Source organism: Enterococcus sp. AZ141 (assembly GCF_051714385.1).
Taxonomy (GTDB): domain Bacteria; phylum Bacillota; class Bacilli; order Lactobacillales; family Enterococcaceae; genus Enterococcus_D; species Enterococcus_D entomosocium.
The window spans coordinates 2798688-2815893 of the sequence record NZ_JBIORT010000001.1; the positions used below are offsets into that span (position 1 = coordinate 2798688).

Annotated in this window: 15 protein-coding genes; 10 read left to right on the top strand and 5 right to left on the bottom strand. The window is 41.3% G+C overall.

The annotated features are described in order from the left end of the window. The first annotated feature begins 101 nt into the window (after positions 1 to 101). The 4 genes from clpB (at position 102) to lepB (ending at position 6101) form a co-directional block, all read left to right on the top strand. Entirely contained in the window at positions 102 to 2705 is a 2604-nt protein-coding gene (clpB, locus tag IGI89_RS12895; protein ID WP_042890726.1) for an ATP-dependent chaperone ClpB, read from the top strand. A 167-nt stretch (positions 2706 to 2872) separates the two neighbouring features. After that, positions 2873 to 4414: an ABC transporter permease/substrate-binding protein gene (locus IGI89_RS12900; RefSeq protein ID WP_429969825.1), complete on the top strand. Its 1542-nt coding sequence runs from the start codon at positions 2873 to 2875 to the stop codon at positions 4412 to 4414. Beyond that, a complete protein-coding gene (locus IGI89_RS12905) occupies positions 4411 to 5364 on the top strand; it encodes an ABC transporter ATP-binding protein (protein WP_429969826.1) in 954 nt (317 codons plus the stop codon). Before IGI89_RS12900 ends, IGI89_RS12905 begins: the two co-directional genes overlap by 4 nt. A 167-nt stretch (positions 5365 to 5531) precedes the next feature. Further along, complete coding sequence (lepB, locus tag IGI89_RS12910) at positions 5532 to 6101, top strand: signal peptidase I (protein WP_008380056.1); 570 nt, start codon at positions 5532 to 5534, stop codon at positions 6099 to 6101. A gap of 59 nt (positions 6102 to 6160) precedes the next feature. Here lepB and IGI89_RS12915 read toward each other — a convergent pair whose 3' ends face one another. From IGI89_RS12915 to IGI89_RS12930, 4 genes are all read right to left on the bottom strand, one after another. Beyond that, on the bottom strand, positions 6161 to 6346 hold the full coding sequence (locus IGI89_RS12915; protein ID WP_005226019.1) for a hypothetical protein: 186 nt from the start codon (positions 6344 to 6346) through the stop codon (positions 6161 to 6163). Positions 6347 to 6622: 276 nt separating this feature from the next. Beyond that, complete coding sequence (locus IGI89_RS12920) at positions 6623 to 7288, bottom strand: hypothetical protein (protein ID WP_008380055.1); 666 nt, start codon at positions 7286 to 7288, stop codon at positions 6623 to 6625. After that, complete coding sequence (locus tag IGI89_RS12925) at positions 7289 to 7774, bottom strand: nucleoside 2-deoxyribosyltransferase (protein ID WP_429969827.1); 486 nt, start codon at positions 7772 to 7774, stop codon at positions 7289 to 7291. A gap of 51 nt (positions 7775 to 7825) precedes the next feature. After that, a complete protein-coding gene (locus tag IGI89_RS12930; RefSeq protein ID WP_438735721.1) occupies positions 7826 to 9040 on the bottom strand; it encodes a GNAT family N-acetyltransferase in 1215 nt (404 codons plus the stop codon). A 145-nt stretch (positions 9041 to 9185) separates the two neighbouring features. On the opposite strand from IGI89_RS12930, the gene lepA reads away from it, so the two are divergent. After that, complete coding sequence (lepA, locus tag IGI89_RS12935; protein WP_005235823.1) at positions 9186 to 11021, top strand: translation elongation factor 4; 1836 nt, start codon at positions 9186 to 9188, stop codon at positions 11019 to 11021. A gap of 332 nt (positions 11022 to 11353) precedes the next feature. Here the strand turns inward: lepA and IGI89_RS12940 are convergent, their stop codons facing one another. After that, positions 11354 to 13651 carry a transcriptional antiterminator gene (locus IGI89_RS12940; protein WP_438735722.1) on the bottom strand — a complete coding sequence of 766 codons (2298 nt, stop codon included), beginning with the start codon at positions 13649 to 13651 and terminating at the stop codon, positions 11354 to 11356. 328 nt (positions 13652 to 13979) lie between these two features. Between IGI89_RS12940 and IGI89_RS12945 the strand changes: the two genes are divergently transcribed. From IGI89_RS12945 to IGI89_RS12965, 5 genes are all read left to right on the top strand, one after another. Further along, a complete protein-coding gene (locus tag IGI89_RS12945) occupies positions 13980 to 14465 on the top strand; it encodes a PTS system mannose/fructose/N-acetylgalactosamine-transporter subunit IIB (protein ID WP_005235828.1) in 486 nt (161 codons plus the stop codon). Between the two features lie 102 nt (positions 14466 to 14567). Next, complete coding sequence (locus IGI89_RS12950; protein WP_005235830.1) at positions 14568 to 15320, top strand: PTS mannose/fructose/sorbose/N-acetylgalactosamine transporter subunit IIC; 753 nt, start codon at positions 14568 to 14570, stop codon at positions 15318 to 15320. After that, positions 15313 to 16131, top strand: a complete 819-nt coding sequence (locus IGI89_RS12955) for a PTS system mannose/fructose/sorbose family transporter subunit IID (RefSeq protein WP_005235832.1) — start codon at positions 15313 to 15315, stop codon at positions 16129 to 16131. Before IGI89_RS12950 ends, IGI89_RS12955 begins: the two co-directional genes overlap by 8 nt. Positions 16132 to 16143: 12 nt before the next feature. Beyond that, entirely contained in the window at positions 16144 to 16551 is a 408-nt protein-coding gene (locus IGI89_RS12960) for a PTS sugar transporter subunit IIA (protein WP_438735723.1), read from the top strand. Between the two features lie 17 nt (positions 16552 to 16568). Next, a complete protein-coding gene (locus IGI89_RS12965) occupies positions 16569 to 17201 on the top strand; it encodes a ketohydroxyglutarate aldolase (RefSeq protein WP_005235836.1) in 633 nt (210 codons plus the stop codon). Positions 17202 to 17206: the final 5 nt, after the last annotated feature.

Sequence of the window (17206 nt, forward strand, 5' to 3'; positions counted from 1 at the left end):
CTTTTGACCATTACTGACCAACGTTGTATAATAGAAGAGTAGAAAAAAGGATACTGCTTGCAGCGTACTTTTTTCTGACTACCATTTTGGGAGGGAAAAGTATGAACCCAGAAAAAATGACGACTACATTACAAAGTGCTATCGCTGAAGCCCAGCAGATTGCCATGACCCGTCACCATCAAGAAATTGATATTCCGCATTTATGGAAGATTTTATTGCAAGCCAATCAATTCGGCCGCAATTTTTACACGGACACAGGTCTCGATGTCGATGCTTTTGAAAAGGAAGTCGACCGACTATTAGATGAACTGCCTTCGGTTGAAGGAGGAAATGTTCGTTATGGTCAATCCATGAGTCAAAATCTGTTTCATCTTTTGTCTGAGGCAGATCAATTAAAAAATGAATTTCAAGACGAGTATCTTTCCACAGAAATCGTCCTTTATGCGTTGATGAAATTGAAAAATCATCCATTGACGGTGTATTTAAAGAAACAAGGAATCAGCGCGAAAGAAATCAAGCAAACGATCGAAACATTAAGAGGAGGGGATCGTGTGACCTCACAAAATCAAGAAGAACAATACAAAGCTTTAGAAAAATACGGCGTTGACCTGGTGCAACAAGTCCGCAGCGGAAAAATGGACCCAATTATCGGACGAGACGAAGAAATTCGCGATGTGATTCGCATCCTTTCTCGGAAGACAAAAAACAATCCCGTTTTGATTGGTGAACCAGGAGTTGGTAAAACAGCCATCGTTGAAGGATTGGCACAAAGGATCGTGCGAAAAGACGTCCCAGAAAACCTAAAAGACAAAACGATCTTTTCTCTGGATATGGGTGCCTTGATCGCAGGTGCTAAATTCAGAGGTGAATTTGAAGAGCGTTTGAAAGCTGTCTTACAAGAAGTGAAAAAAGCCGATGGACGCATCATTCTCTTTATTGATGAGATCCACAATATTGTAGGTGCTGGTAAGACGGAAGGCAGCATGGATGCTGGAAACTTACTGAAACCAATGCTGGCACGGGGAGAATTGCATACGATTGGCGCAACCACCCTTGATGAATACCGTCAATACATGGAAAAGGATAAAGCTTTGGAACGTCGTTTCCAAAAAGTGCTGGTACAGGAACCAACCGTTCAAGATACGATCTCAATTTTACGTGGGCTGAAAGAACGGTTCGAGATCCATCATGGCGTCAACATCCATGACAACGCGCTTGTTGCAGCGGCTACCTTATCTGACCGTTATATTACGGACCGCTTTTTACCAGACAAAGCCATCGATTTGATCGATGAAGCAAGTGCCACGATTCGGGTGGAAATGAATTCGATGCCTACTGAGCTCGACCAAGTTACCCGTCGTTTGATGCAACTTGAGATCGAAGAAGCCGCATTGAAAAAGGAATCCGATGATGCATCGAAAAAACGCTTAGGCATTTTACAAGAAGAATTGGCGGAATTGCGTGAAGAAGTCAATACCATGAAAATGCAGTGGGAAACGGAAAAAGAAGAAGTCAATGCAGTTTCCAACAAACGGGCAGAGATCGATAAAGCCAAGCATGAGTTGGAAGATGCTGAAAATAACTATGATTTGGAACGGGCAGCTGTTCTTCGTCATGGGACGATTCCACAACTGGAAAAAGAACTAGCTGAACTGGAAGAAAAAAATCAAGATGAAGGCATTCGGATGGTCCAAGAATCAGTGACCGAAAATGAGATTGCCCTAGTCGTTGGACGTTTGACAGGGATTCCTGTTGCGAAATTAGTGGAAGGCGAACGGGAAAAACTGTTGAAATTAAATGAGACCTTGCATCAACGAGTGATCGGACAAGACGAAGCCGTCGATGCCGTCAGTGATGCCGTCATTCGTTCACGAGCTGGCCTGCAAGATCCAAATCGACCATTAGGTTCCTTCTTGTTCTTAGGTCCGACCGGCGTCGGTAAGACCGAATTAGCGAAAGCGTTGGCGGTCAATCTCTTTGATTCAGAAGAGCATATGGTTCGGATCGATATGAGCGAATACATGGAAAAACATTCGGTGTCTCGCTTAGTCGGTGCCCCTCCAGGCTATGTAGGGTTTGAAGAAGGTGGCCAATTGACTGAAGCTGTTCGACGCAATCCATACACGATCGTCTTATTGGATGAGATCGAAAAAGCCCATCCTGATGTTTTCAATATCTTATTACAAGTGCTTGATGATGGCCGTTTGACAGATTCAAAAGGGCGAGTCGTTGATTTCAAAAATACAGTCTTGATCATGACTAGCAATATCGGCTCTCAAGTCTTGCTAGATGGCGTGACCGCAGAAGGGACGATCCCAGAAAACGTTGCTGAAAATGTCCGTAATCTCTTGAGAGGGCATTTTAAACCAGAATTCTTAAATCGGATCGACGACACGATTTTGTTCACACCGCTTAGTCTAAACGATGTGACAGGCATCGTCGACAAGATCATCGCACAGCTGTCACAACGACTGGAAGTCCAAGATATACTGTTGACGATCACTGAAGAAGCCAAACGCTGGATCGCTGAAAATGCTTATGAGCCAGCATATGGTGCGCGACCTCTCCGTCGGTTTATCACGAGAGAAGTCGAAACCCCATTGGCAAAAGAAATCGTTGCTGGCAGAGTCTTACCAAAGACCCAAGTCACGATTGAATTATTGAACGAACAGCTGGTTTTTGAAAATACGCCAATTACCGAGTAATAAAAAGATAAAAAATGGATAAATGCAAAACGATGGTTGCCGTTTCATTGGCAGCCGTCGTTTTTTTGCCGCTCAACATAAGACAAAAAAGTTCCCCTTGCTTGTTGTTTGGAGGAAATTCGCACTTCGATTATACTGTTCTTATGGAGTAGGAGAGGAATGAAAAGATGAATACTTTTTTTGAAACGTTGAATGAGCGAAAAGGGGAATTGCTGACAGCTGTCTTTGAGCATTTGTCATTGTCGATCATTGCGCTGCTGGTGGCGATCGTTATTGCTGTCCCGTTAGCCATTTGGCTGGTTAATCATAAACGGGCAGCGGAAGTCGGCCTACAAATAACGAGTGTGCTACAAACGATTCCATCACTGGCACTGTTAGGTTTATTGATTCCATTTGTGGGGATCGGAACGCCGCCTGCGTTGATCGCACTAGTTATTTATGCGTTATTGCCGATCTTTCAAAATACCTATATTGGCCTTTCGGAGATCGATCCATCAATCGAAGAAGCTGCGGCGGCATTTGGTATGTCTCGGATGCGCCGATTGATCAAAGTCGAATTGCCGATTGCCTTGCCTGTCATTATTTCGGGGATTCGCACGGCGTTGGTCTTGATCATCGGAACAGCGACTTTAGCCGCTCTGATTGGCGCTGGTGGGCTAGGTTCCTTTATTTTGTTGGGGATCGATCGGAATGCCCCTGAATTAACGTTGATCGGCGCGATCGGGTCTGCTTTACTGGCTATTATTTTCAGTACGTTGATCCGTTATCTACAACACCTGAAACCGCGCTATACCTTGATTACGCTGGCAGCGATCATCTTGCTGATTGGCGGCGTTTCTTTTTCACAGAGCGGATTTTTCGCGCCGAAAACCATTACCATAGCTGGGAAGTTAGGGTCTGAACCTGATATCTTGATCAACATGTACAAAGAATTGATTGAGCAAGAAGATCCTGATGCACAGGTTGAATTGGAACCTAACTTTGGGAAAACTTCTTTCTTATTCAGTGCTTTAGACAATGACCAAGTCGACATTTATCCAGAATTTACTGGAACTGTGTTGGAGAGTTTAGTGGATGTACCGGAAAAAACCGCTAGTCAAAAACTTGACTCTGACGAAACCTATACCGAAGCAGTCAATCTGTTAAAGGATCAGTTTGAGATGACCTTGCTTCAGCCGATGGCGTATCAAAATACCTATGCGTTGGCTGTGAAAAAAGAATTTGCTGAGGAAAATGGACTAACCACGATCTCTGATTTGAAGAAAATCGAAAATAAAATCAAAGCCGGCTTTACCCTCGAATTCATTGATCGGACGGACGGTTATGCGGGCATCCAAGAACTCTATGGGCTAGATTTTCCAAGTGTCCAAAGTATGGAACCAGCATTGCGTTATCAAGCCATCAATAATGGCGATATCAATCTACTGGATGCCTATTCCACGGACAGTGAATTGCGTCAATATGGCTTAGTTATTCTAGAAGACGATCAAGAACTATTTCCACCTTATCAAGGAGCGCCTTTGATGAAAGAAGCCTTTGCCAAGGAACATCCAGAAGTCGTCCGTGCATTGGAAAAGTTGGCAGGTAAAATCACCGAAGAACAAATGAGTGAAATGAATTATCAGGTCAATGTCGAAGGAAAAAATCCAGCAGAAGTCGCGCGTACCTTCCTGATAGATGAAGGATTAATTAAGGAGGGACAAGAATGACACCAATTATTGAATTTAAAAACGTCAGTAAAAAGTTTGATCAAAAAATAGTGATCGATCAATTAGATCTGAGCATCAATAAAGGGGAAATCTTTGTTTTGGTCGGTCCTTCTGGGAGTGGGAAAACGACGACTTTGAAGATGATCAACGCGTTGTCAGAACCAACGGATGGCGATATTTACTTCAAAGAAAAACGAATCAAAGAATACAATATCCAAAAAATGCGTTGGCAAATGGGGTATGTTCTCCAACAAATCGCCCTGTTTCCGACAATGGATGTGAAGCAAAATATTGAAGTGATCCCAGAGATGTTAGGGTGGTCGAAAAAAGATCGCTCAGAAGCCGTGGATCGTTTGCTGACACAGGTCAGACTTGACCCAGAGCAATACCGCCATCGAATGCCTAAAGAGTTGTCAGGAGGAGAACAGCAGCGGATAGGAATTTTAAGAGCGTTAGCTGCTAACCCAGAAATTATTCTGATGGACGAGCCCTTTAGTGCTCTTGATCCAATTTCTCGAAATTCCTTACAGGAGTTAGTCCTCGATTTGCACCAAGAGCTTGGGACGACGATTATTTTTGTCACGCATAACATGAAAGAAGCGGTAAAACTAGGTACGCGCATTGCTGTCATGAATCAAGGGAAGATCGTCCAATGTGATACACCGGAAGTGATTGTCTCGCAACCAAAAACTGCTTTTGTGAAAAGCTTTTTTGAAGAGACCGGTGAAGACGAAGCAAAACTGGTCACAGCAGGGGATTTGATGCGGATGAACTTTTTCAGCGATGAAGTCAACCCAGTGGCTCCTCAAATCGCTGCATCTACTACTTTAAATGAGTTGTATACCTTATTTGCAACTCATGACACGGTAGTGATTGAAGAAGAGCAGAAACTGGTAGGGAGTCTAAGTCGAAAAGATGTGTTTGCTTTCTTGAGTCGTGATCGAACGTAAAAGGTTCTTTATGGCTACTAGAAATGTCATATTTTTTTAAAAATCGATGATTTCTCTTGCTCAATGTAAAAATTCCACGTAAGATTGAGGAAGATATCTTTTGTCAGAATGCCAGAAACGAGCTTTGATAATGACAAAAGATGCAGTAAAGGAGCGAAAGAGCAGCTATGGTAAAAATCCTAAAAGAGAATTGGTTACTGCTTTTCTTTATCGTCGCCGTGGTTCTCATCCGTTTGTTTGTCCTGACGCCAGTTCAAGTCAGTGGCCATTCTATGGATCCAACTTTGGCCGATAAGCAGCGTTTGATTGCATCAAAAATTTCTTCATATGACCGCCAAGACATCGTGATATGTGTTGAACCAGATGATCCAAGCAAAATCGCTGTCAAGCGGCTGATTGGTTTACCCGGTGATACCATTGAAATGAAAGATGATGTCCTAACAATCAATGGAGAAGTATACGAAGAACCCTATTTAGATGATTTTAAAGAGAAATTTGCGGACGATCAATTACAAGACGAATATTCTTATCGCGAAATGTTTCAGCAAATCGCCGCTGGTGCCGAACACTTTACCGATGATTTCACGGTAACGGTTCCTGAAGGCAGCTATTTTGTGATGGGAGACAATCGTTTGATCTCTCGGGACAGTCGCAGTTTCGGGGTTGTAACAGAAGATCAAATGGAAGGGAAAGTGCTGCTGCGTTTTTGGCCTTTGAATCAAATCAAACTTTTCTAATCACAAAAAAACATTCTTGCCTATGCAGCGAAAACGCCGCAACTGGCAAGAATGTTTTTTTAGATGACCCAAGCGACAAATGCAACCATTGAAAAGAACATCGTCCAAACCGCAATAATAGCTGATGCGATAAAAATAATTTTGATTGATAAAGGTTGGACAAATTTTCGGGCATCTTTAGAGAACGCATAGGTGATCGATGAAAAAATCAAGCAGCATAAAATAAAAAACACTGTTAGAACCATAAGCCTCTCCTTTACTGACGCAATGTCAAATGAATAATGTAATTATAACAGACCATGGTTTTTTGGGGAAATAAAAATGATTAAACGAGGGAATTTTCTTGTAGTTGTAACCGTTTTATAGGGAAGTGTAAGGAAGGTCGAACCTTGTTAGACAGCGAATCCATAAAAATAAGATGTGTTATTTAAGTATTTTTATAAATTTTTCTTTATCAATAAAAGAACAAAAGAAAAAAGCTTGTTGAAAAACGATGGTTTCAACAAGCTTTTAAAGGTTGGTTATGATAATTTTTTAATCCGATAACTTTCAAAGTAATCAGGTTTGCCTCGTCCTTGAACATACGCGATCACGCCCATCAAAGCAGCACCAATCGTGTTGGTTAGTAAATCGCCCATCGTATCCATCAATGCTTCACGACCAATAAACGGGGTGCCATCTAAGGTTGCATAACGTTGGAGATTCATTCCACCAACAGAGTCGCAGATGAATTCCCAAAACTCCCAGAAAACACCACACAAGCCAGCAAAAGCAAAGCCCATCAGTAAAAATAACCAAGGCGAAACTTTTGAAACGGGCACTTCTTTTAGTAAGAGACAGATCAATCCATAGCCTACAGCCGTCAAGACCATTGGGCTTACCGCATGCAGAATTTTATCCCAGAAAGCAATGGTTTCGATCAAATGTAAGATCGTCCCCATGAATACGGAGATCAGCAAGAAAAACCAATAAAAGTAGACGGTGGCATTTGGTAGCTGGATTTTTAAGAACTTTTTACTCATTTCTGGGACAAAGATCAATAAAATCCCAAGTAAGGCTTGACCCAAGAAAATCAGTCCTTGTGTTTGCGGATAGACGCCACGGAAAAATTCCCACAAAGAAAAACAAAACACGAGAATACCGAAAATAGTGAATACCTTTTGCAGTCGCTGATAATTTTGCCCCATTTAGTTGTCCTCCGAAAGATAGTCTGCTAAGCCAGCTAAAAGGGCTGCTTCAGAGGAATAAATCTCACCGTTTAGCTTGATCAAACCCACCGTATAAAGATTGACATAGTGGAACTGATTTTCCGCAACGGTTTGTAATGCTGCCAGCTTTTGCTGATTATCGGCACCTTGTTGGCGATTATCTGTATAAAGCCCTAACACAGGAATGCCTTTTGCATAGGCGACACCGATCTCAGAGGCAACCCCAGCATCGATGGTCAAACCATCCAGCAAAGCGATCATCAAATCGCTTTCCAGTACTTTTTCGGTATCTGCCAACGCAATCATTTTGCTATCCGCGTAGGCGGACTTATCATTGATCGCGGCATTTTCTTGAGGTAAATAAATCTCCAGCTGCGGATACTGCTGACGAATCGACGCAACAAGTTCGGCGTTGTAGCGAAGGTCACTAGCAGCAAACAGGGGAGCAGCAAAATATAGTTTCATTAAAAAACACTCCTTAATCATTCATAGTTGTACGTTTTGTTGATTCGTTGTTTAGAAATAATCACTGAAATAGGCTTCCATATCAGGGATGATCGATTCTAGTAATGCCAGTGTTTCTGAATCGGTATTTAGCCGTTCCACACGCTCTAAGTAAGCTGGACGGCGGTAATTCATCAACAGACAAGACAATGTCTGAATATCCAGCTGGACAGCTTTTCCGATGGCTTCTCTTGAAACCACGATCTTTCCGTGATTGTATTGGACACCGAAGATTCCGTTGTTCCAATCGGCAACTGGGTCAGAAACAACAAAGTGAAAGGGTGTTTGAAAGGCTTCAAATGGGAAGTTTTTCAAAAACTGTTCAACATCGACGATCCGCGCCATGTAATAAGGCTCAATGGTTTCTTTGATTTGGCTATCATCCAGGTAGAAGGACAGGGGTTCATTTGAATAAATGTCTCCTTTGACCCAATAGACCATTGAGAAATGAGCAGAGATAAAATTCCAAAGACCATTGCGGGCTTCTTGATTTAAGTAGAACATTTCCTTTACATGGAAGACTTCTTCGGCTACCCAATAAAAAAGTACACCAGTCGGATGACCACTGGCATTGTAATAGACAGCCGCGGTGCGCTCTTCTTCATTTTCATAGCGCCAATACTCTTCCCAGTGAAAAGAGGTCCGCTGCAAGGCGCCATGGTTTTCCCGGGAGAATTGGTTATAGACAGTAAAGACATCAGGGTCATCTACTTCTTTGCGCTCTACGATCCCAGGGACTTCCTTGGTTTTCGGAAGCTGGGTATCACGAATTTTGAAGGTCAGCTTGTCGGACATGATCTCCCAGCCTTTGCGACGATAGTAGGGCACATTGTATGGATAAAGGTAGGAGATCCATTGCTGATCTTCCCGCATAGTTTCTAAGGCAAGCTTGATCAAGTCTTTCATCAGGCCATGTCCGGCATATTCAGGGTAGGTCCCAACACCGGTCACTCCGCCCATTTTGATCAATTTGCCGTGTATATTGACTTCACAAGGATAAACGGCGATTTGCGAGATCAACTTGTCTTCATTGAACCAGCCAAAGACCTTGGAAAGCTCTAAGATCGGGCGCTTAGATTTAATCATTTCCCGTTTGCTCTCATAGCCGCTTTCTTCAATATCCGATTCAGTGATCTGAAAAACGTAGCTTAACAGTTCATTGAACTGATCAACGTCTTTTTCATCCACCGCTCGAATATGTAGATTTTGATGAAAATTATTGTCCATTCTTTCAACTCCAATTTATTTACTAGCTCTAGTATAGCAAAACCTGAATGAATATGTCTAAATAACGGTTAAGAAAAATACTTTAACTATTGGCGTTTCGTTGGTATAATAGAAAAGCTGACTAAAAGAAATGAGGAACGTATCCATGAACATAGAAGAAATGAAAAAACGACAGGAGAAGATTCGTAATTTCTCCATTATCGCCCATATCGACCATGGGAAATCAACACTGGCGGACCGTATTTTGGAACAAACCCATACGGTGACGTCTCGGGAAATGCAAAACCAATTATTAGACTCCATGGATCTTGAACGTGAACGAGGAATCACGATCAAATTAAATGCTGTGGAACTTAACTATACCGCCAAAGATGGAGAAACCTACATCTTCCATTTGATCGACACCCCAGGGCACGTCGATTTCACCTATGAAGTTTCCCGCAGTTTGGCCGCTTGTGAAGGCGCCGTACTCGTCGTTGATGCGGCTCAAGGGATCGAAGCACAGACATTGGCAAACGTCTACTTGGCGTTAGACAATGATTTAGAGATCCTACCAGTTATTAACAAAATAGACTTGCCAGCTGCCGATCCTGAGCGAGTACGAACAGAGATCGAAGATGTTATCGGAATCGATGCCAGTGAAGCTGTTTTAGCTAGTGCCAAAGCAGGTATTGGGATCGAAGACATTTTGGAACAAATCGTTGAGTATGTCCCAGCTCCAGCAGGTGATATTGAAGCACCGTTAAAAGCGTTGATCTTTGACTCCGTGTACGATTCCTATCGTGGGGTGGTCTTAAACGTCCGCATTATGGACGGGATGGTCAAACCTGGAGATAAAATCAAAATGATGAGCAATGGCAAGACCTTTGACGTCACGGAAGTCGGTGTCTTTTCACCCAAAGCTATTCAACGAGATGCGTTGATGGTGGGCGATGTTGGGTATATCACTGCTGCCATCAAGACTGTTAAAGATACGCAAGTCGGAGATACGGTGACTTTAGCCAACAATCCAGCAGCCGAAGCATTGGAAGGCTACCGCCAAATGAATCCAATGGTTTATTGCGGATTGTACCCAATCGATACCTCACGCTACAACGACCTTCGAGAAGCATTGGAAAAATTACAACTGAATGATGCAGCATTGCAATTTGAGCCAGAAACCTCTCAAGCGTTAGGATTTGGGTTCCGCTGCGGCTTCTTAGGCCTATTACACATGGATGTCGTGCAAGAACGGCTAGAACGTGAATTTAACCTTGAGCTGATTACGACTGCACCATCCGTAATCTATCATGTCAACAAGACAGATGGCTCAATGGTCGTCGTTGATAATCCAGCAGAGTTTCCTGAACCAGTCACGATCGACAACGTGCAAGAGCCTTACGTTAAAGCACAAATCATGGTCCCTAACGATTACGTCGGTGCTGTAATGGAATTGTCCCAACGCAAACGGGGAGACTTTGTCACGATGGATTACTTGGATGATTATCGAGTAAACGTCGTTTATGAGATCCCACTATCGGAAATCGTCTTTGATTTCTTTGATAAATTGAAATCCAGCACCAAAGGGTACGCATCACTCGATTACGAAATGTCTGGTTACCGAACTAGCAAGCTAGTGAAGATGGACATCTTGCTGAATACTGAAAAAGTCGATGCGTTAAGCTTTATCGTTCACCGTGACTTTGCTTATGAACGCGGCAAAGCCATCGTTGAAAAACTGAAAAAACTGATCCCACGACAACAATTTGAAGTACCGATCCAAGCAGCCATCGGACAAAAAATCGTTGCGCGTTCCGACATCAAAGCCTTGCGTAAAAACGTATTGGCGAAATGTTACGGCGGTGACGTTTCTCGAAAACGCAAACTCCTAGAGAAACAAAAAGAAGGGAAGAAGCGGATGAAACAAATCGGCTCTGTCGAAGTACCGCAAGAAGCCTTCATGGCAGTTCTTAAGATGGATGAGGATGAACCGAAGAAATAGATTGTTTTAAATTGAAAAATCGATTAAAGGAATCTTTTCGTGTGGCAGAAAAAGTGTGACTAGTTGTTTATAACATTTGGCTCTTCGACATTTAGTGTTGGTAGAGAAAGATACAACTGAAAATTTAGTCATGACCAGTTAGGCAGAGTGCTTAACTGGTTTTTTTGGCTCTTTGTCAACAATGAAAATGGGACTGAAGAATCAATTGTGATTCATTAGTCCCAAAAATTATAGAGCCATGATTTCTTGCGAACAAATTGGAAATAAGCAAAAGGAAACAGGATGTAGAGACTATTTAGAAACGGTCTCATTCATTCTGTTTTTGTGTGTAGTTAGAACAGGTAGGTTAGCAGCATGATATCTTCATCCGTAAAATCAATGAATGAGAGATCAACTGCTTGATCAAGTTGCTTTTTGATTCGTTGAAATTTTTGATTTGCTAGTCTTTTATATGTGGATCGATCAATGGTAACTGACGAGTCGTGATCGTTCGCCATATACTTTTCTAAAAGACAGTTTCCTTGAAAAAGAAAGTCAAGAATGAGTTTATTTGAAAGCGTGATAGCTAAATCGCTGGCGATATGTTTTAAAAGCTTATATAAAACTTCATTGGTTTTAGCTGTATTTAGTCGTGAAAAAAGCTGATTAAAAAGTTCATAGTATTCGCTGTTTGTTCGTTCTGCACGATCATTCAAGGTATCGTCTGCCAAAAATTTCTTGTGCTCATTTTTTTTATTGATAATCGTTGAAGAAACGGAGACAACACTCATGATGTTTCCATTCAGAATACACAGAATATCATAGATATGGGCCATCGTCGGTGGGTAGGTAGTGAAGGTTAAGAGCCGGATTTCCAGGAGAATCTTATTGTCTATATCATTAGATGGGTCATAATCAGTGACTAGGACTGTTCCGCCACCGCGATCGATCGTTTTTAGATTTCTAGACATCTTTCTGACAAATGAATGAACCTCTCCCTTATCCATCGCCTCTGTTCGTCTGGAACTCATGGAAAAGATTGCTCTCTTTCCAATCAATTCGTTAAACCGCTGAGCCAAATGTTCCGCAATTCCATTGTCTCTGGCTGAAATCAGCATTGGGACTCTGACATCAGTTACTTTTTTGATCCCTAAAATAATCAGCTTCCGAATAAAAGTGGTTTTTGGCTCTGATATCCCTTTATGATACTTACGCAAGAAACGCTCGATTTTCTTGAGAATGCCAGTAATTCCTTTAAAATTATCGTCCTGTTTTGGAAAAATATAGTTCTCAATAGGGAAGCTTCCTCTAATAATTTCCGCGATCGTTTTGATAATGTAATTCTGTAAAATCGGATCTTTGATTAGCGGCGTCTCTGATAAAAAGTTGAATAAGCGTTTTTCCAAGGTATGCTGGTAGTCTTGCTCGCTATAAAAAACTAAATTTGTTGGCAAGGTATTAATCAAATGTTCGATCGTCTGCTTTTCAAAGATATGTGAGTCGATTAACCAATTCTCGGCTGGTGTACTGTTTAAGATTTCTAGTGTGGACAAGTTGGATTGAGTGGAAAAGGTAAGCCTTTCTGGAAATTTATCCCAAAAATGTTTCTCATCTCGTGGGCCTTCAACGTTTTGGTCAATTTTCTCAGATAAATGCCTGGTTGATACAAGAATTGTTGTACTGGCAGCACTCTCTATATTTCGATTGAAAAAAGCTTGAGAGATCGAATATAAGATCTCTTTTTTTATATAGGCAATGTTTGAACTGGCTGAAATAGCGGCAAGCGCTTGAATCACTTTTTTGGTAACCATAATTTCTCGTGAAATTTGTCTGCATTCTGTTAAATAAATGCTTGAAATAATTTCAACTTTTTCCTTTAAAAGACGTTCGCTAAATTTAGGGAAATATCCCACATAAGGACTGATTTCATAAAACTGTTCGATATTTTGCATATGAGGTGGTATCAGTAAAGCCACCAATGGTTGAGTGCCGCCTTCATTTTTATAATAAAAAGAGAGCTCATCGAGTTTTCTTGAAACATCTGATGCTGAAATGGAAGAATCTAGCTCGATGACCAAAAAAGAAGACAGACCTTCTTTTTTCCTTTTTAACTCTGGGAGAATATCAAGCTTGTTTTGTTCGGACCAAAGAGCATAGAAGATTTTTCTTGCAGATTTGGAAGTTTCTTTCCTTTTATTTTGCTCGATCAATTTTTCTAAAAAGAATTTTCTCCCGACGCCTTTTTCGCCTCTTAAAATAATTATTTTCAGCTCATTGCTTGGATAATAAAAGATCGGTAAAACATTTTGTACTACATTGTATAACGAACTCGTTTCACCAATGTCTAAAGCATCCAACTGAAATTCAGTCGCACTAAGAATTGATGTTTCATTTAGAAAAAGGTAGTTATTCAAGTGGTCATCTTTTTGAATTGTATGAGGCAAAGATAGATAGGGAAAATTCTTTGTCAAAACTTGAGTAGAAATGAATAAAGTTGGTCGTCCTTTTAGCTTGATCAGTTGTTTTTCTTGATGCAGCTTATTCAACATACGCGAAACATTGGAGCGATCAATTACTAAATCAACTGATAGAACCAATGCGCAACAGTCTGAAAAATCATAAGTACCCTGCATGATTTGCTCTTGAGTCATCTCTTCGATGCGATGGAGTAGTTTTTCCTGCTGAGTTGCCATAATTTCCTCCTAAATTTGTTGTATTTATCCAAGAATGCGCTTACACTGTTTTTCATAGAATTATACCACAAAATAATAGTTGGTGTTTCTATAGTGTAATATATTACTTTTAATGCTTTTATAAAGGTATTTTATTGTGGTACACAAAAGGTTTTTGGGAGATTTTGACTTGTGGTTTTGGATATGTGATAGTGAGGATGTTCTTAAAGGATGTAGTCTTAAATTTACCAGAGAGGAGCCGTTATTCAAGTAAGAGATTACAAACAATGCATAGGAGGAAACAGAAATGGAAAATTTAAAATTGACACGGATCGATTTTCGTTTGATCCATGGGCAGGTAATGACCAGATGGGTTAAGGAATACAACATTAAAGATATCGTGGTGATTGACGACAAATCAGCGAAGAGTCCCATCTTGAAAAAAATACTATTAAATGCGGCACCCTCATCGGTAAATGTTTTTGTAGAATCGATTGCAAGCGCTACCGAAAAATGGAAGCAGAATGATTTCCCTAAGAATAATTTACTTATTCTCTTCAAAGATACAAAAACAGCGGCCAAAGCATGGAAAGACGGAATTAAGTATACCTCGCTACAAATTGGCGGCATTGAAGGTTCCGGAAACAAAAAAAATATCAATAAAAATATTGTCATGTCAGAAGAGGATGTTCAGGACCTGGTTCCGCTACACGAAAGTGGGGTGCGAGTTTACGGACAACCTATTCCCGAAGATACGGAGTATGCATTTAAAAATATTTTAAGTAAGTTTTAAAAAAGGATTGTCTTTTCATTCAAGAAATTTCTTGAATGAACACTTTAATGAAATGATAGTAGGCATTTGAACAAGATTCATTAGTGCGAAGGAGGAAAAGAAATGGTTCAAGCATTATTTATGGGATTGTTAGCTCTGCTAAACGGGATTCAGTGGCCGCTAAGTTGGTGGCTGATCCGCGAACCGATTATGGCCGGGTTCTGGGTTGGGTTAATCTATGGCGATCCAGTTCAGGGAGTAATAATTGGAGCAACAATCAACGTGGCCTATCTAGGGTGGATTAGTGCAGGTGGGGCGAATGCTTCAGACCTATATTGGGCGGGATTACTTGGAACATTTGTTGCGATCCAAGGGGGGATGAGTATTGAGCAATCGGCTGCTTTCGCCATTCCGATTGGATTATTAGGAAATTATGTTCATGTAGCATACATGACTCTAGCGTCATTTTGGCCGACGCGAATGGATAAATTAGCCGACAAGGGTGATTGGAAAGGCATTCGCAAAATTCAAATGTTTGGTGGTCCGTTTATTGTGCTCTTCTTAAGAGCGTTACCGGTCTTCTTTATCGCCCTTTTTGGAAGCGAGTACATTCAGATTATTATTAATAGTTTGCCTGATTGGGCAATGAACGGTCTTGGAGCCGTCGGGAAAATTTTACCAGCTTTAGGGATGTCGATGTTGTTGAAATTTATGCTAAAAAAGGAACTTATCCCATTCTTTATCATTGGCTTCGCGATTGCGGCTTATACCGGCATGACAGACTTAATGATGTATGTCATCATCGCTGTGGCGATTGGTCTATTAATGTTAAAACTTGGCTTTGCGAAAGAAGAGGGGGAAACAGAGAATGGCTAAAGCATTAGAAAAAAAGGATATCAAAAAAGCAGCTGTCACTTGGTGGTTAACATCACATTTAACTTACAACTATCAACGATTACAGGCAGGCGCGATGACAACCGTTATGGGACCGCTTTTGAACAAGATGTACGAAGGAGACAAGGAAGAAATTACCGATGGATTGCAACGGCATATGCTGTATTTCAATACAGAACCTCGCTTGGGAGCCTTTCTACCAGGAATGGTGATCGCTTTGGAAGAAGGAATCGCTAATAATCCAACCGAAGAAATCGATAAATCGATGGTCACGGAAATTAAAACCGCGTTAATGGGCCCGTTAGCGGGAATCGGCGACACTGTTGTAGCCGGATTGTTGAAGCCAATCGTTCTAAGTGTGACATTAGGCTGGGCTTCACAGGGGCAGATTTGGGGAGCTTTTGCCTTTGGGATCATCTTTACGTTGATGGATTTTGCGATGACATACGGTATGTTTACACAAGGCTATAAGTTAGGGATGGACTCGATTGATCGTTTCTTAGAAGGACCATTCATCAAAAAAATGACTTCCTTTTTAGGAATCGTCGGCCTGTTCTGTCTAGGTGTAATGATCGTCAAATATGTCAGTGTTCAAGCAGTGTTAGAAGTGAAACTAGAGACGACAACTTTGTCAGTTGGTGAAACCTTGAATAAGATCATTCCAAGTTTCTTACCACTTGCCTTTACTTTTTTAGCTTATTGGTTGCAGGTCAAAGGACAAAGCGTCACTCGTGTGTTGTTGGTACTCTTCGCGATCGGTTTCCTAGGCGGTGCAATCGGGGTATTAGGATAAGGAGATAAACGTATGATTAAGTTGATTATTGTTACTCACGGACCTTTAGCTGATGCCTTCAAAGAAAGCGGTGCGATGTTTTTTGGAGATCAGGTAGATCAGGTAGCTACGATCGGATTGCTTCCAACAAAAAGCCCAGAGGTGTTAGAAGAAGAAATCAAAGCAGCTGTCGTCCAATCTGGAATGAAGGAATGTCTCATATTCGTTGACATTTTAGCTGGCACGCCATTTAATGTCGTAGCTCTCATGATTGAAGAGTTAAAAGAATATCATATTGAATGTTTTGCCGGGGTAAATATGCCAATAGTGATGGAAGCATTAGCTTCAAAGGAATCAATGAATGTAGCAGAACTAACAGAGCACATTGGAGAAATATCCGCTGCTACTATTGTTAATCTTCGACAGACATTAGAAATTTAAAAGGAGCGAATCGGAAAATGATAAAAGCAGAAAACACAATGCGAATTTTTAATACTGGTATAATGGCCGTTGTCCGCGTAGAAACGATTGAACGAGGGATCGAAGTTGCAAAAGGTTGTTTAGACGGTGGGGTTGATGTTATGGAAATCAGCTATACCAACAATAACGCTGGAGAAGTCATCCGAGCAATCAAAGCAACATTCGGTGATCAAATCTTGATCGGTGCCGGAACTGTTTTAGAAAGTACCACTGCACGCTTGGCAATCATGGATGGCGCGGAATTTGTTATTGCTCCAACTTATGATCAGGGCGTTCAAGAGCTGTGTAATTTGTATCAAATTCCTTACGCACCAGGGTGTACCTCTTATACAGAAATGATGGAGGCCTTGAAAAATGGTGCTTCATTTATTAAAGCCTTCCCAATTTCCAATTATTATGGCCCTAGTTTAGCGAAGGTAATAAAGGTTCCTGTGCCGCATACACCAATTTTAGCATCTGGCGGTGCAACTCTGGAAAACCTTCATGAATGGTTTGAAAATGGTGTGGATTGTATTGGTATTGGGGGACTCCTAACTAAAGGTACATCAGAAGAGATTGCACAAAATGCCCAGAAATTGACAGCTATAGTCAGTGAAGTTCGAGGAAAGTAAGAGGG

Bases quoted from the DNA above. Each gene is read 5' to 3' on its own strand.
- clpB (WP_042890726.1), top strand. From the start codon at position 102: ATGAACCCAGAAAAAATGACGACTACATTACAAAGTGCTATCGCTGAA.
- IGI89_RS12900 (WP_429969825.1), top strand. From the start codon at position 2,873: ATGAATACTTTTTTTGAAACGTTGAATGAGCGAAAAGGGGAATTGCTG.
- IGI89_RS12905 (WP_429969826.1), top strand. From the start codon at position 4,411: ATGACACCAATTATTGAATTTAAAAACGTCAGTAAAAAGTTTGATCAA.
- lepB (WP_008380056.1), top strand. From the start codon at position 5,532: ATGGTAAAAATCCTAAAAGAGAATTGGTTACTGCTTTTCTTTATCGTC.
- IGI89_RS12915 (WP_005226019.1), bottom strand. From the start codon at position 6,346: ATGGTTCTAACAGTGTTTTTTATTTTATGCTGCTTGATTTTTTCATCG.
- IGI89_RS12920 (WP_008380055.1), bottom strand. From the start codon at position 7,288: ATGGGGCAAAATTATCAGCGACTGCAAAAGGTATTCACTATTTTCGGT.
- IGI89_RS12925 (WP_429969827.1), bottom strand. From the start codon at position 7,774: ATGAAACTATATTTTGCTGCTCCCCTGTTTGCTGCTAGTGACCTTCGC.
- IGI89_RS12930 (WP_438735721.1), bottom strand. From the start codon at position 9,040: ATGGACAATAATTTTCATCAAAATCTACATATTCGAGCGGTGGATGAA.
- lepA (WP_005235823.1), top strand. From the start codon at position 9,186: ATGAACATAGAAGAAATGAAAAAACGACAGGAGAAGATTCGTAATTTC.
- IGI89_RS12940 (WP_438735722.1), bottom strand. From the start codon at position 13,651: ATGACTCAAGAGCAAATCATGCAGGGTACTTATGATTTTTCAGACTGT.
- IGI89_RS12945 (WP_005235828.1), top strand. From the start codon at position 13,980: ATGGAAAATTTAAAATTGACACGGATCGATTTTCGTTTGATCCATGGG.
- IGI89_RS12950 (WP_005235830.1), top strand. From the start codon at position 14,568: ATGGTTCAAGCATTATTTATGGGATTGTTAGCTCTGCTAAACGGGATT.
- IGI89_RS12955 (WP_005235832.1), top strand. From the start codon at position 15,313: ATGGCTAAAGCATTAGAAAAAAAGGATATCAAAAAAGCAGCTGTCACT.
- IGI89_RS12960 (WP_438735723.1), top strand. From the start codon at position 16,144: ATGATTAAGTTGATTATTGTTACTCACGGACCTTTAGCTGATGCCTTC.
- IGI89_RS12965 (WP_005235836.1), top strand. From the start codon at position 16,569: ATGATAAAAGCAGAAAACACAATGCGAATTTTTAATACTGGTATAATG.